Here is a 20,042-nt window from a genome sequence, read left to right on the forward strand (position 1 = left end):
GTCAGAAGGTGTGCTCCGGCCCGGGGAACGAGCCGTCCTTCACCTCGGCGGCGTACGTCCGCGCGGCGTCGAGCAGGATGCCGTGCAGGTCGGCGTACTGCTTGACGAAGCGCGGCAGCCGGCCGGTGCGCAGTCCGAACGCGTCCCCCCAGACCAGCACCTGTCCGTCGCACTGCGCTCCGGCGCCGATGCCGATCGTCGGGATCGAGACCGCCTTCGTCACCTCGGCGGCGACGTCGCCCGGGACCATCTCCATCACGACGGCGAAGGCGCCGGCCTCCTCCATCGCGCGTGCCTCCGCGATCACCTGCTCGCCGGCCTCGCCGCGCCCCTGCACCCGGTAGCCGCCCAGGTTGTGCTCGGACTGCGGGGTGAACCCGATGTGCGCCATGACGGGGACGCCGCCCTCGGTCAGCTTGCGGACCTGCGGGACCATCGCCAGCCCGCCCTCGAGCTTCACCGCGTGCGCCTCGGCCTCCTTGAGGAACCGGGCGGCGGTGTGGAAGGCCTGCTCCGGCGAGGCCTGGTAGGAGCCGAACGGCAGGTCGGCCACCACGAGCGCACGTGACGCGGTGCGCGCCACCGCACGGGCCAGCGGGATCAGCTCGTCGACGGTGACCGGCAGCGAGGTCGCGTTGCCGAAGACGTTGTTCGAGGCGCTGTCGCCGACCAGCAGCACCTCGATCCCGGCCTCGTCGAAGACCTGCGCCGAGTACTGGTCGTACGAGGTCAGCATCGCGAAGCGCTCGCCCCGCTGCTTCATCTCGCGCAGGTGGTGGGTACGGATCCTGCGGACCGGCTTCGGGGCCGACTCGCTGCCGGTGCCGTACGGCGCTGCCTCTTCGCTCGACATGCGAGCACGGTAGCGCCGGTGGTCGCGGTCGGTGCGCGGGTGCGGGGGTCTCGACGTCCTCCCTCGCTGCGCTCGGTTCGGGCTCGACCACCGAGGTGGTCGAGCTTGTCGAGACCCGGGGGACCGCCAGGGGGGCCTGCGCTGGTGGGACCGCGGTGGTGTCGGTGCGCGGGTGCGGGGGTCTCGACGTCCTCCCTCGCTGCGCTCGGTTCGGGCTCGACCACCGAGGTGGTCGAGCAGCGAGCGCCAGCGAGCGCGTCGAGACCTCCGCGGCCTGCGCACCAGCCGTGAGCCTCGGCGCGGCGCGCGTCTGGGAGAATGAAGACGTGGACTTCCGGTCGGCGTACGCCCAGGGCTTCGCGCGCGTGGCGGCGTGCGCGGTGCCGGTCGCGATCGGGGACCCTGCGACGAGTGCCGAGACCGTCCTGGAGCAGGCGCGCGGCTGCCACGACGACGGCGTGGCGGTCGCCGTCTTCCCGGAGATGGGCCTGACCGGCTACGCGATCGACGACCTCGTCATGCAGGACGTGGTGCTCGACGCGACGCTCGCGGCTCTGGGCGGCATCGTCGAGGCGAGCCGGGACCTGCGCCCGGTGCTCGTCGTCGGTGCGCCGCTGCGGCACGGCAGCCGGCTCTACAACTGCGCCGTCGTGATCCACCGGGGGCGCGTGCTCGGCGTGGCGCCCAAGGCGCACCTTCCGACGTACCGCGAGTTCTACGACGCCCGCTGGTACGCCGCCCCCGACGGCACCGAGCCGGACATCGACCTGCTCGGCACCACGGTCCCGTTCGGCACCGACCTGCTGTTCCACGCCACCGACGTCGAAGGGCTGGTGCTGCACGTCGAGGTCTGCGAGGACATGTGGGTGCCGGTGCCGCCGAGCGCGCACGCCGCCCTCGCGGGTGCCACCGTGCTGGCCAACCTCTCCGGCAGCCCGATCACCGTCGCCCGTGCCGAGGACCGCCGGCTGCTGGTGCGCTCGGCAAGCGCGCGCTGCCTGGCGGCGTACGTCTTTGCGGCCGCAGGCCAGGGCGAGTCGACCACCGACCTGGCCTGGGACGGCCAGACGATGGTGTACGAGTGCGGCGACCTGCTGGGCGAGACCGAGCGGTTCCCCGACGGGCCGCGACGCACCGTCGTCGACGTCGACCTGGACCGGCTGCGCCAGGAGCGGTTGCGCCAGGGCACGTTCGAGGACAACCGCCGGGTGGCCGCAGCGCCGCCGGCCCGCCGGGTCGACCTCACCCTCGACCCGCCCGCCGGCGACATCGGGCTGCGGCGCAAGGTCGACCGCTTCCCGTTCGTGCCCGACGACGCCGACCGGCTCGCGCTCGACTGCTACGAGGCGTACAACATCCAGGTCGCCGGACTCGTCCAGCGGCTCACCGCGATCGGCCAGCCGAAGGTCGTCATCGGCGTCTCCGGCGGGCTGGACTCCACCCACGCGCTGATCGTCGCGGCCAAGGCCATGGACCGGCTGGGCCGGCCCCGCTCGGAGATCCTCGCCTACACGATGCCCGGCTTCGCGACCGGCGGGGAGTCCAAGGACCGCGCGACGCGGCTGGCCACCTCGCTGGGCGTGAGCTTCGAGGAGATCGACATCCGGCCCGCGGCCGAGCAGCTGCTGCGCGACCTGGACCACCCGTTCGCCGACGGGGAGCCGACCTACGACGTCACGTTCGAGAACGTCCAGGCGGGGCTGCGCACCGACTACCTGTTCCGGCTCGCGAACCACCGCGGCGGGATCGTGCTCGGCACCGGCGACCTCTCCGAGCTCGCGCTGGGCTGGTGCACGTACGGCGTCGGCGACCAGATGTCGCACTACACGGTGAACTCCGGGGTGCCGAAGACGCTGATCCAGCACCTCATCCGCTGGGCGGTCTCCACCGACCAGTTCGACGCAGCCACCGACGAGGTGCTGCTGGAGATCGTCGGCGCGGAGATCAGCCCCGAGCTGGTGCCCGTGGCCGAGGGGGAGCGGCCGCAGTCCACCGAGGACGCGATCGGCCCGTACGCCCTCGCCGACTTCACGCTCTTCCACGTGCTGCGCCGCGGTGCCCGCCCGAGCCGGATCGCGTTCCTTGCCGAGCACGCCTGGGCCGACGCCGCGCAGGGGGAGTGGCCGCCGGGCTACCCCGAGGGTGAGCGGCCGGCGTACGACCTGGGCACGATCCGGCACTGGCTGGAGTCGTTCTGCCGGCGGTTCTTCGGGTTCAGCCAGTTCAAGCGCTCCGCCATCCCCAACGGGCCGAAGGTCTCCGCGGGCGGCTCGCTGTCCCCGCGCGGCGACTGGCGTGCGCCGAGCGACGGCAACGCCGCAGCGTGGCTGGCCGACCTCGAGAAGGTGCCCGAGCGGTGAGCGGCCCGAGTCCTCGCGTCCTGGTGGTCCAGTTCCAGGACGACGCCCCCGTCGGCTGGCTGGGCGAGTGGCTGGTCGAGGAGGGTGCCGTGCTCGACGTGCGCCACCTCGACCGCGGCGAGACGCCCCCGGCCACGCTGGCCGAGCACGACGCCGTCGTGGTGCTGGGCGGCTTCCCGGCGGCGTACGACGACCACCCTGACGTGCACACCGCGACGGCACTGGTGCGCACGGCCGCCGCGGAGGAGGTGCCGACGCTCGGGATCTGCCTGGGCCACCAGGTCTGCGCCGTGGCGCTCGGCGGCCGCGTCCACCGCAACCCCCTCGGCCGTCAGCTCGGCGTGCTGCCGGTGGGCTGGTCGGACGAGGCGACCGAGGACCCGCTGCTGGGGCCGGTGAGTGCCGCTGCCGGTGTCGTGCACTGGAACGGCGACGTCGTCGAGGCGCTGCCGCCCGGCGCGACGGTGCTGGCGCGCGCCCCGCGCGGGGAGGTGCAGGCCGCACGCCTCGCGCCGACCGTCTGGGGCGTGCAGGCCCACCCCGAGGCGCACGAGGCGATCACCGCGGGCTGGGCCGCCGCCGAGGCCGACCGACCCGGGGCCCAGGAGCGTGCGGCGATGAGCGCCGCGGTCGCCCTGCGGCACGACGAGCTGGCTCGCGACTGGCGGCCGCTGGCCCGGGCGCTGGTCGGGCTCGCGAGCGGCGCCACCGATCTGCCACGCTGACGACGTGGGTGTGGGGGACTTCTCGACCGACTGGTTCTCGCTGACGGGGAAGGTCGCCGTCGTGACCGGCGGCAACGGCGGTCTCGGGCAGGCGTTCAGCGTGGCGCTGGCCGCGGCCGGCGCCGACGTGTGGGTGCCGACCCTCGCCGACGACGGCGGGCGGACCCGGGCGCTGGTGGAGGCGCACGGTCGCCGCTACGACGAGGTGCGCGTCGACCTCACCGCCGCCGGCGCCCCTCGCGAGGTCGTCGAGGGCTGCCTCGCGCAGCTCGGTCGCCTGGACGTGCTGGTGAACTGCGCCGGCCTCAACGTGGTCGCCCCCTGGAGCGACTTCGGGCGGCCCGCCTGGGACGCGATGGTCGCGCTCAACCTCACCGCCGCCTTCGAGCTCGCGCACGAGGCTGCGGTGCCGATGGTCGGCCAGGGGGCCGGCAAGATCGTCAACATCGCCTCGGTGTTCTCGTTCCTCGGTGGGCGGGGGTCGCCGGCGTACGCCGCCACCAAGCACGGTCTGGTCGGCTTCACCAAGGCGTACGCGGACGAGCTGGCCGGCAGCGGCGTCCAGGTCAACGCCCTCGCGCCCGGGTACGTCGCCACCGCGCTGACCGCCGGCACCCGCGCCGACCCCGAGGCCGAGAGCGCCGTGCGCGCGCACGTGCCCGCCGGCCGCTGGGGCGAGCCGGAGGACCTCATGGGCGCGCTGGTGTTCTTGTGCTCGCGCGCCTCCGACTACGTCAACGGGCACGTCCTGACCGTCGACGGCGGCTACCTCGTCCGATGACCGACCAGACCCCAGGAGCACCCGTGAGCGACCTGCTGGACCGCCTCACCGAGATCGTCGGCGCCGCCGCGGTCGACACCGACCCGGCACACCTGCGCGAGATGAGCCAGGACAGGTTCAAGAAGTACCAGTCCGTGCACGGCATCTACGACGGCCCGCAGCCCGCGGCCATCGTGCGCGCCGGCTCCACCGAGCAGGTCTCCGCCGTTCTCGCGCTGGCCGACGAGCGGCGCGTGCCGGTGGTGCCGCGCACGGGCGGCACGGGCACGGAGGGGGGCCTGGAGGTCGTCGTCGAGGGCAGCATCGTGCTCGACGGCTCCGCGATGGACCGGGTGCTCGCGATCGACGCCGTGGACATGCAGGCGACCGTCCAGTGCGGCGTACGCCTCGCGGACCTGGAGGTCGCGCTCAACGCGGAGGGCCTGACCACCGGCCACTCCCCGCAGTCGCAGCCGCTGGCGATGATGGGCGGACTCGTGGCGACCCGGTCGATCGGTCAGCTCTCGACGCTGTACGGCGGCATCGAGGACATGGTCACCGGCCTGGAGGCCGTGCTGCCCGGCGGCGCGGTGGTGCGGGTGCGCGACGTCCCGCGGCGCGCGGCGGGCCCGGACGTCCGGCACGTCGTGATCGGCAACGAGGGCGGGCTGTGCTTCGTCACCGAGGTGACGGTGCAGGTCTACCCGCTGCCCGAGACGCGCCGGTTCCTCGGCTACTTCGTCGACGACCTCGCCGCCGGGGCCGACGTCCTGCGGCAGGTGGTCACGGCGGGCTTCCGGCCCTCGGTGTGCCGGGTGTACGACGCCGGCGACGCCGCCCAGCACTTCGCCGGGTGGCCCGGCTGGAACGACCGCAGCGTGCTCGTCGTCGTCGCCGAGGGGCCGCGGGGGATCGTGGCGGCCACCGCCGCCGAGGTGCAGCGGCTGGCCCTGGAGGCGGGCGCCGAGAGCGTCGACCCCGCGCTGGTCGAGCAGTGGTTCGGCGCGCTGAACTGGGGCCCGGAGAAGATCGAGGCCGAGAAGGAGGCGATGCGCACCCGGGCCCACCTCGGCTACACGACCGAGGTGTCCGTGGCGTGGTCGCGCGTCGCCGAGCTGCACGGGTCCGTGCTGCGCCGGGTGCGTGAGGAGTTCCCGCACGTGGCCGACCTGACGATGCTCGGCGCGCACTCCTCGCACAGCTACCAGACCGGCACGAACCTCTACTTCGTCTACGACTACGACATCAGGTGCGAGCCGCGCGAGGAGATCGTGCAGTACCACCAGCCGCTCAACGCGATCATCGTCGAGGAGGCGCTGCGGGTCGGCGGTTCGATGGTGCACCACCACGGGGTGGGCAAGTACCGCACGCCGTGGGTCGAGGCCGAGCACGGCTCCTCCTGGCGCCTGCTGGCCGGGCTCAAGGAGGTCTTCGACCCCCACGGCGTGATGAACCCCGGCACCGTCTGGCCGCGGTGACCCGGCGCGGCCCGCTGCTGCTCGGGATCGACCTGGGCACGCAGAGCGCGAAGGTCGTCGTCCACGACAGCACCGGCGGCGTCGTCGCGCAGGGACGGCGGGCGCTGCGACCCCTCGCCCGCCCCGTGCCCGGGGTCGCCGAGCACCCCGACGACGACCTGTGGGACGCGACGGCGGCGGCCTGCCGGGAGGCGGTGTCCGGTCTCGGGGACGCGCGCGGCGACATCGCCGCGGTCGGCCTGTGCGGCGTCCGCTTCTGTCGGGCGCTGGTCGGGTCGGACGGCCGGCTGAGCGCCCCGGTGATGAGCTGGATGGACGAGCGCGTCTCGCGGCCGCACGACCCGGTGCGCGAGGCGGCGACGGTCTGCGCGGCGTCGGGCCACCTCACCCGCCGGCTCACCGGCGAGACCCGGGACGCGGCGGGCTCGTGCCGCGGCCAGTGGCCGGTCGACACCGACCGGTGGGACTGGTCGCGCGACGACGAGGTCGTGGCGTCGTACGGCCTGCGCCGCGCGCAGCTGCCCACGCTCGTCGCGCCGGGCGCGGTGCTCGGCACCGTCACCACCGAGGCGGCGGGGGCCACGGGCCTGCCGGCGGGCGTGCCGGTCGTGGCGACCTCGAACGACAAGGCCGTCGAGGCGCTCGGCGCCGGGCTGCGCGAGCCGGAGGACGTCCTGCTCTCGCTGGGCACGTACGTCGCGGCGATGGTCACCGGCGAGCGCGACCGGCCGGAGCTGACCGCGTCCTGGACGAACTTCGGGTCCGAGCCCGGCCGCTACCTCCACGAGAGCCACGGCGTACGGCAGGGGATGGGCACCGTCACGTGGCTGAGCGCCCTCGTCGGGCCCTCGCTCGGCGCCGGAGACGGGTCCTGGGAGGAGCGGCTGGAGGTCGAGGCCGCGCGGGTCCCGCCGGGCGCCGAAGGCCTGCTGACGGTGCCGGACTGGCTCGCGCCGCCCGACGAGCCGCACCGACGGGGAGCGTTCGTCGGCCTCGACGCCCGCCACGGCGCGGGCCACCTGCACCGCTCGCTCCTCGAGGGGCTGGCGATGACGATGGGCGACCACGTCGCGGCCATGGCGCGCGAGCTGGAGCGTCCGCTGCGTCGTGTGCTGCTCACCGGGGGTGGTGCGCGCTCGGCGGTGATGCGGCAGGTGGTCGCCGACGTCACGGGGCTCCCCGTCCACGTCGGTGACGCCACGGACAGCGCCGCCGGCCGGGGTGCGGCCATCTGCGCCGGCGTCGGCACCGGCGTCTTCGCGGGGTTCGCCGAGGCGGTCGCGGCCATGGTGCCGAGAACGGCGCCGACGAGCCCCGACCCGGCGCGGCACGAGACGTACCAGCGGCTCGGCGGCGCCCTGCGCGGGCTGCGCGCGGCGCTGGGTCCGTCGCTGCGCGAGGCGCAGGGCGCGCTGGGCGAGGTCAGGCCCTAGGCTCGCGGCATGGGCAAGCAGGAAGACTTCGTGCTCCGCGCGCTCGAGGAGCGCGACGTCCGGTTCGTACGCCTGTGGTTCACCGACGTGCTGGGCTACCTGAAGTCGGTGGCCGTGGCGCCCCAGGAGCTCGAGGGCGCCTTCAGCGAGGGCATCGGGTTCGACGGCTCGGCGATCGAGGGCCTGGCCCGTGTCACCGAGGCGGACATGCTGCTGCAGCCGGACCCCGCGACGTTCCAGATCCTCCCGTGGCGCGGAGAGTCGCCCGCGACGGCCCGGATGTTCTGCGACATCACGATGCCCGACGGCTCCGCGTCGTACGCCGACCCGCGGTTCGTGCTCAAGCGCACCCTGTCGATGGCGGCGGAGAAGGGGTTCACCTTCTACACCCACCCCGAGATCGAGTTCTACCTCTTCAACGGCAAGCCCGGGCACGGCGAGGAGCCGGTGCCGGTGGACCGCTCGGGCTTCTTCGACCACACCGCGCAGTCGATGGGCTCGGACTTCCGCCGCGAGGCGATCACGATGCTGGAGTCGATGGGCATCTCGGTCGAGTTCAGCCACCACGAGGGCGGCCCGGGGCAGCAGGAGATCGACCTGCGCTACGCCGACGCGCTCTCGACGGCCGACAACATCATGACCTTCCGCACCGTCGTGCGCGAGGTGGCGCTGAGCCAGGACATCTGGGCGACCTTCATGCCCAAGCCGTTCACCACCCACCCCGGCTCGGGGATGCACACGCACGTCTCGCTCTTCGAGGGCGACCGCAACGCGTTCTTCGAGGCCGGCGCGGAGTACCAGCTCTCCAAGACCGCCCGGCACTTCATCGCCGGCATCCTGCGGCACTCGGCCGAGATCAGCGTGGTCACGAACCAGTGGGTCAACTCCTACAAGCGGCTGATCGGCGGCGGCGAGGCGCCGTCGTACGTCTCCTGGGGCCACAACAACCGCAGCGCGATGGTGCGGGTCCCGATGTACAAGCCCAACAAGGGGCAGTCCACGCGCGTCGAGGTGCGCAGCCTGGACGCCGCGGCGAATCCGTACCTCGCGTTCGCGACCATCCTCGGCGCCGGCATGAAGGGCCTGGAGGAGGAGTACGAGCTCCCGCGCGAGACCGAGGACGACGTCTGGTCGCTGACCGAGGCCGAGCGGCGCGCGCTGGGGCTCAAGCAGCTGCCGCTCACGCTGAAGGAGGCGATCGTGGTGGCCGAGGAGTCCGAGCTGCTCGCCGACACCCTCGGCGAGCACGTGTACGACTTCTTCCTGCGCAACAAGCGCGCCGAGTGGGAGGCCTACCGCGGGCAGGTCAGCGCGTACGAGCGCGACCAGATGCTCTCGACGCTGTAGGGCTGCGCATCACCGTCGCTCCGTCTCGCCTAACCTGACCCGATGGCCTCCGACCCTGCACCCTCGCAGGCCCCGAGCGGCACCGGCTCCACCCCGACGTCCGCACAGCTGGTCCGCGCCGGGTTCCTCGACGGAGCCGAGGCGCAGCGGCACGCCGCCGAGCTCGGAGCGGCGGCAGGTCCGCTCGTGCCCCTGCTGGCGCGGACGGCCGACCCCGACCTGGCCCTGGCCGGGCTGTGCGCCCTGGCCGACCGGCTGGAGGAGCGGGAGGCCATGCTCGAGGAGCTCGTGGAGGACGAGGGCACCGCGATGCGCCTGCTGTGCGTGCTCGGCGCCAGCCGCGCGCTCGGCGAGCACCTCGTACGCCACCCCGAGCAGTGGCGCGAGCTCACCGACCCGACGATGGGCTGCACGCGACCGGCCGCCTACGCCGTGCGCGCGAGCCTGCTCCGCGCCGTCGGGGCGGCGCCGACGTACCACTCCCCGGTGGCGACCCTCGAGCCGGCGGAGGCCGCCGACGCGCTGCGCGTGGAGTACCGCCGGCTGCTGCTGCGGATCGCCGCGCGCGACCTCGCCCACGAGGTCGGCGTCGACGACCTCGCCGCCGAGCTGGCCGACCTCGCGGCCGGGACGCTGGAGGCCGGCCTCGCCGTGGCTCGGGCCCAGGTCGGCGACGACTCGCTGTCGACGCGGCTGGCGGTGGTGGCGATGGGCAAGTGCGGCGGGCACGAGCTCAACTACGTCTCGGACGTCGACGTCATCTTCGTCGCCGAGCCGGCCGAAGGCGCCGACGAGCAGCGGTCGCAGCGCGTGGCCACCAAGCTGGCCTCGACGACGATGCAGGTCTGCAGCGACCACACCCGCGAGGGGACGATCTGGCCCGTTGACGCCGCGCTCCGGCCCGAGGGCAAGCAGGGGCCCCTGGTGCGGACCCTGGCCAGCCACGAGGGCTACTACGAGCGCTGGGCCAAGACGTGGGAGTTCCAGGCCCTGCTCAAGGCGCGTCCGGTCGCGGGGGACGCGGAGGTGGGGGAGGCGTACCGCGAGGTCGTGCAGCCGTTCGTCTGGTCGGCCTCGACCCGCGAGGGCTTCGTCGGCGACGTGCAGGCGATGCGGCGCCGTGTCGTCGAGCACATCCCCGCGCACGAGGCCGACCGGCAGATCAAGCTCGGCTCCGGAGGGCTGCGCGACGTCGAGTTCGCCGTGCAGATGCTGCAGCTGGTGCACGGGCGCAGCGACGAGCGGGTGCGTGCGCCCACCACGCTGAGCGCACTGGCCCAGCTGATCCGGTACGGGTACGTCGGCCGCGAGGACGGCGAGTCGCTGCACCGGGCGTACGCCTTCCTGCGCTCCCTCGAGCACCGCATCCAGCTCTTCGACCTGCGGCGCACCCACGTGCTGCCCGAGGACGAGGAGTCGCTGCGCCGCCTCGGCCGCTCGCTCGGCTTCATGAAGCGCCCCGTCGAGGAGCTGGACGCCGAGTGGAAGCGGCAGCGCCGCGAGGTGCGCCGGCTGCACGAGAAGCTCTTCTACCGCCCGCTGCTGGCCGCCGTCGCCAAGGTCCCGGACGGCGACATCATGTCCCCGGAGGCGGCCGTGGAGCGCCTCAAGGCGCTCGGGTACGAGGACCCGCAGGCGGCGCTGCGCCACCTCGAGGCCCTCACCAAGGGGGTCTCGCGGACCGCGTCGATCCAGCGGGCGCTGCTGCCGGTGCTGCTGGGCTGGTTCGCCGACGCGCCCGACCCCGACATGGGTCTGCTCGGCTTCCGGCGGATCTCCGAGGCGCTGGGCAAGACGACGTGGTACCTCGGGATGCTGCGCGACGAGGGCCGTGCCGCCCAGCGGCTGGCGCAGGTGCTGGCCACCTCCCGCTACGCCACCGACCTGCTGCAGCGCGAGCCCGAGGGTGTGCGGATCCTCGGCGGCGACGGTGCGCTGACCCCGCTGACCCGTGAGGCCATCGAGAAGGAGATGGTCGCCGCTGCCGACCGTCGCGAGGACCCCGAGGACGCGATCCGGTCGGTGCGCGCCGTCCGACGCCGGGAGCTGCTGCGCATCTCGGTCGCCGACCTGACCGAGCCGTTCGGGATCGCGGAGGTCGGCTACTCCCTGACCGACGTCACCGACGCGACGCTCGAGGTGGCGCTGCGCGTGGCCATGCGGGCGGTCGCCACGGCGCGCGGCATCGAGGTGCCGACGCGGATGGCCGTGGTCGCGATGGGCAGGTACGGCGGCGGCGAGCTCGGCTACGGCTCCGACGCCGACGTGATCTTCGTGCACGACCCGCTGCCGGACGCCGAGGCCGAGGTGGCGTCGTCGTACGCCAAGGCGGTGGTGGCCGAGCTGCGACGGCTGCTCTCGCTGCCGGCCAGCGACCCCGCGCTCGAGGTCGACGCGGGGTTGCGGCCCGAGGGCAGCGGCGGCCCGATGGTGCGCACGATCGGCTCGTACGCCGCCTACTACGCCAAGTGGTCCCAGGTCTGGGAGGCCCAGGCGCTGCTGCGCGCCGACCCGGTCGTCGGCGACCGGGACCTGTGCGAGCGGTTCCGTCAGCTGATCGACCCGCTGCGCTACCCGGCCGACGGGCTCAGCGAGGACGACGTGGTCGAGATCCGCCGGATCAAGGCGCGCGTCGACGCCGAGCGGCTGCCGCGCGGGGCCGACCCGGCGACCCACTTCAAGCTCGGGCGCGGCGGCATCGCCGACGTGGAGTGGACGGTGCAGCTGCTGCAGATGCGGCACGCGCACGCGGTTCCCGGCCTCCGGACGCCGAAGACGCTGCAGGCGCTGGCCGCCGCGGTGGCGGCGGACCTGCTCTCCGCCGAGGACTCCGAGGTGCTCTCCGCGGCCTGGCTGGCGGCCAGCCGCGCCCGCAACGCGACCGTCCAGGTGCGCGGCCGTCCCTCCGACCAGCTCCCGCACGACCTCCGTGAGCGGGCCGCGGTCGCCCAGGTGCTGCGCTACTCCGCCGGGGAGACCGACGAGATGCTCAACGACTACCAGCGCAGGGCGCGTCAGGCGGCGGCCGTCGTGGACCGGGTGTTCTGGAACTAGGGCGGCCGCAGACCGCCCGGCAGTGGCCGCCCCGCGCGGGCGTACGCTCCGGCGAGTGGGGCAGGGCAACGGGGCGGGCACGGGCGAGCCGACGGACTGGTTCCTGACCCGTGAGGAGCGCGGCAACCCGCGGACGAGCATCGACGCCGCCCACCCGGACGTGGCCTGGTCCGAGGGGAACCTGGTCCGCCCGCTGGTGCACGGCGCGACGTACTTCGCCGAGCTGTACGAACGTCTCGAGGCCACGCGCCCGGGCGACCTGGTGCTGTTCACGGACTGGCAGGGCGACGCCGACGAGCGTCTGACCGGCGAGCCGGGCAGCGAGGTGGCCGAGGTGCTGGCCCGCGCCGACGAGCGCGGCGTCGACGTGCGCGGCCTGGTCTGGCGCTCCCACGTCGAGGCGATCGGGTTCACCGCGGGCAGCAACCGCCGGCTGGGCCGTACCCTGCAGCGTCGCGGCGCCGAGGCGCTGCTGGACATGCGCGTGCGCACCGGCGGCTCCCACCACCAGAAGATGGTCGTGATCCGCTACCGCGACGACCCCGCCCGCGACATCGCGTACGTCGGCGGTATCGACCTGTGCCACTCCCGCCGCGACGACATCGACCACGGCGGCGACCCGCAGGCCCTCGACATGGCGCAGGAGTACGGCGCGACCCCGCCCTGGCACGACATCCAGGCCGCGATCTCTGGGCCCGCGGTGCACGACGTGGAGACGGTGTTCCGGGAGCGCTGGGAGGACCCGACGCCGTTGAGCCGCAACAAGCTGCACGTCGTCGCCGACCGGGTGCGCGGCATGGACCTCACGCCCGACCCGCTGCCCGTCCAGGCGCCGCCCCCGCCGCAGGTCGCGGACTCGGAGGGCGGCACGCACGCGGTGCAGCTGCTGCGGACGTACCCGAACCTGCGGCACGGCCGGGACTTCCCGTTCGCCCGCGGCGGTGAGCGCAGCGTCGCCCGCGGCTACAGCAAGGCGATCTCTCGGGCGCGGCACCTGGTCTACGTCGAGGACCAGTACCTCTGGGGCCACCACGTGGGGAACGTCTTCACCGACGCGCTGCGCGAGCAGCCCGACCTGCACGTGATGGCGGTGATCCCGATGTACCCCGACGTCGAGGGCTACTCGCGCACCGCGCAGGTGCTGGGCCGCTACCGCGCGATCCGCGACATGCTGGCGGTCGCGCCGGACCGGGTCGCCGTCTACGGCATCGAGAACCACGCGGGCACGCCGGTCTACGTCCACGCGAAGACCTGCGTCGTCGACGACCAGTGGGCCACCATCGGGTCCGACAACTTCAACCGCCGGTCGTGGACGCACGACTCCGAGCTATCGGCGGTCGTCGTCGACCGGGACAGGGGGCCCGACGACGGCAACGCCGCCGACCGGAGCACGTACGCGCTGCGGCTGCGTCTCGCGCTGGCCGCGGAGCACCTCGACCGTCCGTTCGACCCCGAGGTGGACGCCACCGACGAGGACTCGCTGCTGTCGGTGATGGCCGACTGCGTCGACCCCGTCGCGATGTACGACACCTTCGCCCGCACGGCGCAGGCGCTGGAGGACTGGCACCGCGGCGGCCGGACCGGGGAGCGTCCGCCGGGTCGGCTGCGCCGGCTGTCGCCCCCGGACCTGGCCTGGCACCGGCGGCTGCTGGCGTGGCCGGCGTACCTCTGGCTGCACGACCCGGACGGGCGACCGGCGCCGCTGCGTCGGTCGGGCGGCTACTGAGCCGAGTCCCTCAGGCGCCGTCCTGCTCCCGGCGGCGCTGCTGCTCTCGGTAGCGGCGACGCTGCTCCTCCGCGCGCTCGCGCACCTGCCGCAGGAAGGCGTCGTCGGCCTCGGGGTCGGCGGCGACCATCCGGCCCGGGCGGTCGTACTCCGGGAACGCCGAGGTCGAGCGCGGCTGGGTGGTCGGTCGGGGCCGGCCGGCGACCAGCCAGGCCACCGAACCGACGAACGGGAAGAACAGCACCAGCAGCAACCAGCCGATCTTCGGCAGGTGCTGGGCGACGGCGTCGGGGGTGCGGATGACGTCGATCAGGCAGTAGATCGCCAGCGCCAGGGAGACGACGCCCAGGAGCGCCTCGAAACGGATCATGGCGGCATCCTCGTCTCGCCTCGCGCTGCTTGTCCCCGGATCGGCTGAGGTCGTCGGCACGGCTGGGCGGGTGTCGACAGCTCGAGATCCGACGTAGCGTCGGGTCCCTACCCCGAGGAGACGCCGTGCAGCCCGACGACATCGCGACCGAGATCGACGCCGCCCGCGACCTGCTCGCCGCGACGGCCGCCGCGCACCTCGGCTACGTGGCTGCGGACGGCACACCGCGGACGGTCCCTGTCGGCTTCTGGTGGACCGGCGAGGAGTTCGTGGTCTCCACCGCACCCGAGGCGCCGAAGGTCGCCGCGCTGCGCGAGCGGCCCGACGTCGCGCTGTCCGTCGAGGCCGGCGACACCCCCGAGAGCGCGCAGGCGCTGTCGGTCCGGGGCCGCGTGGAGATCACGGTCGTCGAGGGGATCGTGCCGGAGTACTTGATGGCCGCGCGCCGGACGATGGGCGAGGAGAGCGCCGCGGACTTCGAGGCCCACGTGCGTACCGTCTTCGACCAGCAGGCCCGGATCGCGATCCGTCCGACCTGGGCGCGGTTCTACGACTACTCCGACCCGGACCGGATGCCGGCGTTCCTGCAGCGGTTGGTCGCCACGAGCGGGTCCTGAGACTCAGCCGGAGGGCGTGAACCAGACCTGGCGGAACTCCTGGGGGTCGAGGTCGAGCAGGTCCTGACGCACCCGGTGGAGCACCCGTGGCGCGTCGTCGGCGGCCCGGACCCGGATCCGCAGCTCGGCGACGCCGTCGTACCGGCGCCGGACGACGACGTCGGCCGCCCTCGTGAGCTCCATCGTGCCGCCGTTGTTGGCGCACCACAGGTCCAGCGCGGTCACGAGGACCCGGCGGACCGGACCGCGTGGACGGGGCTCGAGACGGGCGTCGTACACCTCGTCGGCCCACGGGTCCTGCACGGGAAGGACGCTCACGCAGACGATCCTATGATCGGCGTCGTGACGACGCAGGACTCCCGGACGCTGACCCTCCACCTCGGCCACGAGGAGCTGGTGATCCGGCAGCGCTACGAGACGCTCAGCATCGTCAACGACGTCCTCATCGGGGTGTGGTTCCTGGTGGGCAGCTTCTTGTTCTTCGGGGAGTCCACGACGTACGCCGGCACGTGGCTCTTCGTCGTCGGCAGCATCGAGATGCTGGTCCGCCCGGTGATCCGGCTGGTCCGCCGGGTCCATCTCCAGCGCATCCACCCCGACCTCCCGGGTGTGGGCGACGGCGGCCACGACTTCTAGGGAGGACCGACCGCGGCGGGCACGGTCCCAACCGCAGGTGAACGGGCGGCGACGGCGCCGTCGAGGCATTCGTCCACGGGCCACCCGACACGGCCGCACCTGTCGACGTCTGTTCACGCGGCGTCGGGAACCTCGGTGCCATGCGGATCAGCGTGGTGACCGAGTCCTTCCTGCCGCAGGTGAACGGGGTCTCGAACTCCGTGCGGCACGTCGTCGAGGTGCTCACCAGGGGCGGGCACCAGGTGCAGGTGATCGCTCCCGGACCAGGGCCGCTGGAGCACCACGGGGTGCCGGTGGTGCGGGTGCGCAGCGTGGCCCTGCCGGGCTACACGACCTTTCCGATCGGGCTGCCGGACCGGGCGCTCGAGCGGGAGATGGCGCGGTTCGCCCCCGACGTCGTCCATCTTGCCTCGCCGATCGCGCTGGGCAAGGTCGGGCAGCGCGCGGCACGCCGGCTCGGGGTGCCGCAGGTGGCGGTCTACCAGACCGACGTCGTCGGGTTCTCCAAGCAGTACCCGTTCCACGCCGACGTCCCGCTGTCGCGCTGGATCGGGAAGATCCACCGCCGCGCGCACCGCAACCTGGTGCCGTCGGCTGCGTCCGCCGCCCAGCTCGCGGACCTCGGCGTGAGCGACGTGCACCGCTGGGGGCGGGGCGTCCGACTGGACCTGTTCGACCCCTCGCGTCGTGACGAGGCGCTGCACGCCGAGTGGGCGCCGCACGGCGAGGCGCTGGTCGGGTACGTCGGCCGCCTCGCCCACGAGAAGCAGGTGCACCGCCTCGCCGAGCTCGCCGACGTCCCCGGCAGTCGTCTGGTGGTCGTCGGCGACGGCCCGGCGCGGCCCGAGCTGGAGCGGCTGCTGCCGGGCGCGGTGTTCACCGGGATGCTCGGTGGCACCGACCTCGCCCGTGCCTTCGCCACGCTGGACGTGTTCTGCCACACCGGCGAGGCCGAGACGTTCTGCCAGACCGTCCAGGAGGCGCAGGCCAGCGGTGTCGCGGTGGTCGCGCCCGGCGTCGGCGGCCCTGTCGACCTCGTCGAGCACGGCGTGAGCGGGATGCTGCACGAGCCGACCCGGCCGGCGTCGTTCCGCGCGCACGTCGCTGCGCTGGTCGCGGACCCCGCGTGCCGGCAGCAGATCGCTGCCGCGGGTCGGGCCCGCGTCGCCGGGCGTACCTGGGACGCCGTCGTCGGCGAGCTCGTCGAGCACTACGACGCCGTCGCGCTGCGCCCCGCCGAGCGGGTCGCGTGAGACGGCTGCTCCTCGTCGCGGCTGCTGCGGGCGGCGCTCTCGCCGCGGCTGCTGCGGGCGCGCGCTGGGGCCTCGCCCACCAGGCCGCGGCTGCCCGGGCGGTCATCGGCAAGCCGCTGGGGGAGGAGGCGCTGGCCGCCGACCGGACCTGGCGCAAGAAGCACGGTGACCGGATCGAGCTGCTGCTCCTCGGAGACTCGATCGCGGCGGGCCTGGGGGCCACCAAGCCCAAGCACACGCTCGGCGCTCAGCTGGCCCGCCGGCTCGGGCGGCGTACTGAGCGCGCCGTACGCCTGCACACGGCCGCGGTCGTCGGCTCCGAGAGCTCCGCCCTGCTGGCGCAGCTGGCCGGGCTGCCGGCGTCGTACCGCCCGGACGTGGCGGTGCTCGTCGTCGGAGGCAACGACGTGACGCACCGGGTGCCTGTCGCGGACTCGGTGCGCTACCTCGGTGAGGCGGTCGAGGCGCTGCAGGAGAGCGGCTGCGTGGTCGTCGTCGGCACCTGCCCCGACCTGTCCGCGCTGGCGGCGCTGCCGCAACCGCTGCGCTCCCTGGCCGGTACGTCCTCGCGCCGCCTCGCCACCGCCCAGCAGCGCGAGGCGCTGCGCCTCGGCGCGCGGGCGGTGTCCCTCTCGGACGTGGTCGGTCCGTTCTTCCTCAGCCAGCCCGACTCGATGTTCGCCGTGGACCGCTTCCACCCCTCGTCGGAGGGGTACAAGCGCACCGCGAAGGCGATCCTCCCGAGCGTGCTCGCGGCACTCGGCTACGCCGAGGACGTCCCCTTCGGGCACCACGCCCCGCGGGCCGGCTGACCCGGCTCGTCGCGCGCGAGAGAGCCCGTCAGAGCCGCTCGAGGCAGGTGGCCGACGTCTCGACCCGTGCGCCGGCGACCTCGCCGAGCCAGATGGTGAGGTCGCGGTCCGGCTCGGGCTCCTCGGGGATCCACTCGGCCAGCCAGCCGTCGACGGCGGAGGCGAGTCGCTCTCCCGCGAGGTCGGCCGCGTCGCGGGGGAGCATAGTGACGGTGACCCGTCGGGGGGCCGAGATCTCGGGCAGGACGGTGCCGGAGATGGTCTCGACGTAGACCTGTCCGTACGTCGTCGACGGCAGCAGAGCCAGCAGCGCGCGGATAGCGTCGATCTCGGAGGAGTCCCCGGCGATCAGGACGTGCTCGAGCGGGGCGCGGCGGCGACTCATGCGTACGACTATAGGTAAGCCTTACCTGTATTGCCAGAGGTGTGGCACACAAAGAGGGGGCTGCCCTCGACGGGCCGCCCCCTCTCGCGGTGCGCTCGGTGCCTCAGCCGGCGACGTGCGCCTGCAGCAGCCAACGGTCCTTCGTCACGCCGCGCTCGATCTCGATGGCCACGTCCTGGCTGGACATGTCGATCGTCTCCAGCTCGGCGACGGCGGTGCGGATGGTGACCAGGGCGGCGTCGAGCTGAGCGGTCACGTTCGCGACCGTCTCCTCCCAGCCGGAGAAGCCGTCGGGGAGGCCCGGAAGGGTGTTCTTCTCGGCGACGGTCGCGAGCCGCGAGTCGAGCGGGAGGCCGAGGGCCACGATCCGCTCGGCGGCGGTGTCGGCGAAGTCCTGGGCGTTGGCCACGATCTGGTCGAGCTGGCGGTGCACCTCGTCGAACGCGGTGCCGCGGACGTGCCAGTGGGCCTGCTTGCCCTGGACGACGAGCGCCTCGAGGTCGATGACGACCGGAGCGAGGAACTGGGCGACGCCGGCGGCGGTCTCCGCGGTGGTGGCGAGGTCGGACGGGGTCTTGGTGGTGCTCATGAGCAAACCCTCCTGAGGGTGGTGCGTACTGACGACAGGAAAGACGATGCCTGCTTTTCTGGATCAGTTCAACAAAGCAAAGGCTGCCCTCATGCCCGTACGAGTCCGCACGTGACAGCTCGGTCGGTCACGGCCGCAGTGCCGGGCCGCCACCGGAGGTCGAGGAGTGACCGAGCGCCAGTGAGGGAGCAGTCGTCGAGACCGGCCACGGTGAGGTGGGTGGCAGCGCCGGGCTCGCACTTGCTCGGAGCTGCCCGGGGGTGGTCGGTCAGGGCTGCAGAGCCGGGCCGCCACCGGAGGTCGAGCAGTGACCGAGCGCCAGCGAGGGAGCGGTCGTCGAGACCGGCCACGGCGAGCCGGGTGTCAGCGTCGCCCTCGCACTCGCTCCGACGCCGCCGACGCGGTCGGTGATCACCCCGTCCACGCCGAGGCGTACGGCCCGCGCCTGGAGCAGCGGTGGGTTCACCGTCCAGGTGAGGCAGTGCAGCCCGTGAGCGTGCACGGCGTCGACGTACCGGCGGCTCAACCGGGAGTGGTGCGGGTGCACCCCGTCCGCCCAGGACGCGACGTCCGTCAGCGTGGTGCCGGTCGGTCGCCCGAGGACGCAGACCGTCAGGTCGGCCCGACGCTGCTTCAGCGCACGCATGGCGCCCCAGTCACGGGCCTGGACCATTGCCCCGTACGGCACCTGGGCCGCGAGGTCCTCGACCATCCCGTCGGCTGCCGCGTCCTTGACGTCGATCAGCAGCGGCGCGAGCGCGGCCGCCTCGTCCAGGCTGGGCACGAGCTGACCGAGGCCGGCGTCGAGCGTGCGTACCCGTGCGAAGGTCAGCTCCGAGACGCAGCCGCCGGCGCCGGTGGTGCGCCGCACGCTGGCGTCGTGCATCAGCACCAGCGCGCCGTCGGCGGTGCGGCGTACGTCGACCTCGACCAGGTCCGCTCCGTCGGCGACGGCACGACGTACGGCGGCGAGGGTGTTCTCCGGGGCCACGGCACTCGCTCCGCGGTGGGCCACCTGGATCGCGTCCATGCTCGCAGCGTCCCGGGCGAGGTGAACGTGCCGGCCACGACGACGTGACGCCGCGGTGACGGGCAAAGGACGAGCGTGCGCGCCCGGTCGGCGCCTACGGTCGGTGTCGTGCCCGTCCTGCTGCGCGACTTCACCGAGGCCGACGACCCACGCATCCTCCAGACGGCGGCCGACCCGGGGACCCGGCTGTGGAACCCGTTCAAGCCCGCCGACGACCCGGTCGCCTGGCGGGCCAAGATCGCCGACGGGGTCACGCGCACCTTCGCGATCACCGACGCCTCCGACGTGCTGCTGGGCACGATCGCGCTGTTCGACGTCGACCACGAGCAGGGCACCGTCGAGCTCGGCTACCGCGTCCACCCCGACGCGCGCGGGCGCGGCGTGGGTACGGCCGCCGTGCGCGCCGCCTGCGCCGTCGCCTTCGGCGAGCTCGGTCTGCGCCGCGTGATGCTCTACCACGCCGTCGCCAACCCCGCGTCGTGCCGTGTCGCCGAGCGCGCGGGCTTCGCCCTCGAGGGGACCCTGCGCGAGGGGTACGTCTACGGCGACGGCCGGGCGTACGACGAGCACCTGCACGGCCTGCTGTCCTCCGACCCGCTGAGCTCCCCTTGACG

19 protein-coding genes are annotated in these 20,042 nt (G+C 73.8%); 13 read left to right on the plus strand and 6 right to left on the minus strand.

The genetic code is table 11. The annotated features are described in order from the left end of the window. Position 1: 1 nt before the first annotated feature. Positions 2-853 carry a 3-methyl-2-oxobutanoate hydroxymethyltransferase gene (panB, locus tag IEX42_RS00145; protein ID WP_188777112.1) on the minus strand — a complete coding sequence of 284 codons (852 nt, stop codon included), beginning with the start codon at positions 851-853 and terminating at the stop codon, positions 2-4. 326 nt (positions 854-1,179) lie between these two features. Between panB and IEX42_RS00150 the strand changes: the two genes are divergently transcribed. The 8 genes from IEX42_RS00150 to IEX42_RS00185 are packed head-to-tail and all read left to right on the plus strand — an operon-like array spanning position 1,180 to position 13,736. Then, positions 1,180-3,213: an NAD(+) synthase gene (locus IEX42_RS00150; RefSeq protein ID WP_188777114.1), complete on the plus strand. Its 2,034-nt coding sequence runs from the start codon at positions 1,180-1,182 to the stop codon at positions 3,211-3,213. Beyond that, entirely contained in the window at positions 3,210-3,938 is a 729-nt protein-coding gene (locus IEX42_RS00155; RefSeq protein WP_188777116.1) for a type 1 glutamine amidotransferase, read from the plus strand. The genes IEX42_RS00150 and IEX42_RS00155 overlap by 4 nt, the downstream gene beginning before the upstream one ends. Positions 3,939-3,942: 4 nt before the next feature. Beyond that, complete coding sequence (locus IEX42_RS00160) at positions 3,943-4,719, plus strand: SDR family oxidoreductase (RefSeq protein ID WP_188777118.1); 777 nt, start codon at positions 3,943-3,945, stop codon at positions 4,717-4,719. A gap of 23 nt (positions 4,720-4,742) precedes the next feature. Continuing rightward, positions 4,743-6,176: an FAD-binding oxidoreductase gene (locus IEX42_RS00165; RefSeq protein WP_229660454.1), complete on the plus strand. Its 1,434-nt coding sequence runs from the start codon at positions 4,743-4,745 to the stop codon at positions 6,174-6,176. Continuing rightward, positions 6,173-7,609, plus strand: coding sequence for an FGGY-family carbohydrate kinase (locus IEX42_RS00170; RefSeq protein ID WP_188777122.1), 1,437 nt, complete (start codon positions 6,173-6,175; stop codon positions 7,607-7,609). Before IEX42_RS00165 ends, IEX42_RS00170 begins: the two co-directional genes overlap by 4 nt. A 9-nt stretch (positions 7,610-7,618) precedes the next feature. Further along, positions 7,619-8,956 (plus strand): glutamine synthetase family protein, encoded by a 1,338-nt coding sequence (locus IEX42_RS00175; protein ID WP_188777124.1) that lies wholly within the window; start codon positions 7,619-7,621, stop codon positions 8,954-8,956. A 42-nt stretch (positions 8,957-8,998) separates the two neighbouring features. Beyond that, a complete protein-coding gene (locus IEX42_RS00180; RefSeq protein ID WP_188777126.1) occupies positions 8,999-12,010 on the plus strand; it encodes a bifunctional [glutamine synthetase] adenylyltransferase/[glutamine synthetase]-adenylyl-L-tyrosine phosphorylase in 3,012 nt (1,003 codons plus the stop codon). A gap of 55 nt (positions 12,011-12,065) precedes the next feature. After that, the gene (locus IEX42_RS00185; protein ID WP_188777128.1) at positions 12,066-13,736 is read left to right on the plus strand and encodes a phospholipase D family protein; all 1,671 of its coding nucleotides are present in this window, start codon (positions 12,066-12,068) and stop codon (positions 13,734-13,736) included. Between the two features lie 10 nt (positions 13,737-13,746). Here IEX42_RS00185 and IEX42_RS00190 read toward each other — a convergent pair whose 3' ends face one another. Then, positions 13,747-14,106 carry a PLD nuclease N-terminal domain-containing protein gene (locus IEX42_RS00190; RefSeq protein WP_188777130.1) on the minus strand — a complete coding sequence of 120 codons (360 nt, stop codon included), beginning with the start codon at positions 14,104-14,106 and terminating at the stop codon, positions 13,747-13,749. Positions 14,107-14,231: 125 nt separating this feature from the next. Here IEX42_RS00190 and IEX42_RS00195 point away from each other — a divergent pair, with 125 nt between their 5' ends. Then, entirely contained in the window at positions 14,232-14,723 is a 492-nt protein-coding gene (locus tag IEX42_RS00195) for a pyridoxamine 5'-phosphate oxidase family protein (protein ID WP_188777132.1), read from the plus strand. A 3-nt stretch (positions 14,724-14,726) separates the two neighbouring features. Here IEX42_RS00195 and IEX42_RS00200 read toward each other — a convergent pair whose 3' ends face one another. Further along, positions 14,727-15,041, minus strand: a complete 315-nt coding sequence (locus tag IEX42_RS00200) for a hypothetical protein (RefSeq protein ID WP_188777134.1) — start codon at positions 15,039-15,041, stop codon at positions 14,727-14,729. Positions 15,042-15,065: 24 nt separating this feature from the next. On the opposite strand from IEX42_RS00200, the gene IEX42_RS00205 reads away from it, so the two are divergent. From IEX42_RS00205 to IEX42_RS00215, 3 genes are all read left to right on the plus strand, one after another. Next, complete coding sequence (locus IEX42_RS00205; RefSeq protein WP_229660455.1) at positions 15,066-15,359, plus strand: YrhK family protein; 294 nt, start codon at positions 15,066-15,068, stop codon at positions 15,357-15,359. Between the two features lie 140 nt (positions 15,360-15,499). After that, positions 15,500-16,612 (plus strand): glycosyltransferase family 4 protein, encoded by a 1,113-nt coding sequence (locus IEX42_RS00210; protein ID WP_188777138.1) that lies wholly within the window; start codon positions 15,500-15,502, stop codon positions 16,610-16,612. Then, entirely contained in the window at positions 16,609-17,424 is an 816-nt protein-coding gene (locus IEX42_RS00215; protein WP_188777140.1) for an SGNH/GDSL hydrolase family protein, read from the plus strand. The genes IEX42_RS00210 and IEX42_RS00215 overlap by 4 nt, the downstream gene beginning before the upstream one ends. A 28-nt stretch (positions 17,425-17,452) precedes the next feature. Here IEX42_RS00215 and IEX42_RS00220 read toward each other — a convergent pair whose 3' ends face one another. The 3 genes from IEX42_RS00220 to IEX42_RS00230 all read right to left on the minus strand — a co-directional run bounded on the left by IEX42_RS00220 (position 17,453) and on the right by IEX42_RS00230 (position 19,428). After that, a complete protein-coding gene (locus IEX42_RS00220) occupies positions 17,453-17,809 on the minus strand; it encodes an SIP domain-containing protein (RefSeq protein ID WP_188777143.1) in 357 nt (118 codons plus the stop codon). Between the two features lie 103 nt (positions 17,810-17,912). Further along, positions 17,913-18,398, minus strand: coding sequence for a Dps family protein (locus IEX42_RS00225; protein WP_188777145.1), 486 nt, complete (start codon positions 18,396-18,398; stop codon positions 17,913-17,915). Between the two features lie 268 nt (positions 18,399-18,666). Beyond that, positions 18,667-19,428, minus strand: a complete 762-nt coding sequence (locus IEX42_RS00230; protein WP_188777146.1) for a glycerophosphodiester phosphodiesterase — start codon at positions 19,426-19,428, stop codon at positions 18,667-18,669. Positions 19,429-19,536: 108 nt separating this feature from the next. On the opposite strand from IEX42_RS00230, the gene IEX42_RS00235 reads away from it, so the two are divergent. Beyond that, positions 19,537-20,040 carry a GNAT family N-acetyltransferase gene (locus IEX42_RS00235; protein WP_229660456.1) on the plus strand — a complete coding sequence of 168 codons (504 nt, stop codon included), beginning with the start codon at positions 19,537-19,539 and terminating at the stop codon, positions 20,038-20,040. The last annotated feature ends 2 nt before the right edge of the window (positions 20,041-20,042 follow it).

Origin of the sequence: Marmoricola endophyticus, assembly GCF_014644415.1 — a bacterium.
GTDB classification, from domain to species: domain Bacteria; phylum Actinomycetota; class Actinomycetes; order Propionibacteriales; family Nocardioidaceae; genus Marmoricola; species Marmoricola endophyticus.

What these genes read in the sequence shown, in the direction of transcription:
- IEX42_RS00175 (WP_188777124.1), top strand. Translation starts at nt 7,619, where the DNA reads ATGGGCAAGCAGGAAGACTTCGTGCTCCGCGCGCTCGAGGAGCGCGAC.
- IEX42_RS00225 (WP_188777145.1), bottom strand. Translation starts at nt 18,398, where the DNA reads ATGAGCACCACCAAGACCCCGTCCGACCTCGCCACCACCGCGGAGACC.
- IEX42_RS00190 (WP_188777130.1), bottom strand. Translation starts at nt 14,106, where the DNA reads ATGATCCGTTTCGAGGCGCTCCTGGGCGTCGTCTCCCTGGCGCTGGCG.
- IEX42_RS00210 (WP_188777138.1), top strand. Translation starts at nt 15,500, where the DNA reads ATGCGGATCAGCGTGGTGACCGAGTCCTTCCTGCCGCAGGTGAACGGG.
- IEX42_RS00220 (WP_188777143.1), bottom strand. Translation starts at nt 17,809, where the DNA reads ATGAGTCGCCGCCGCGCCCCGCTCGAGCACGTCCTGATCGCCGGGGAC.
- IEX42_RS00180 (WP_188777126.1), top strand. Translation starts at nt 8,999, where the DNA reads ATGGCCTCCGACCCTGCACCCTCGCAGGCCCCGAGCGGCACCGGCTCC.
- IEX42_RS00230 (WP_188777146.1), bottom strand. Translation starts at nt 19,428, where the DNA reads ATGGACGCGATCCAGGTGGCCCACCGCGGAGCGAGTGCCGTGGCCCCG.
- panB (WP_188777112.1), bottom strand. Translation starts at nt 853, where the DNA reads ATGTCGAGCGAAGAGGCAGCGCCGTACGGCACCGGCAGCGAGTCGGCC.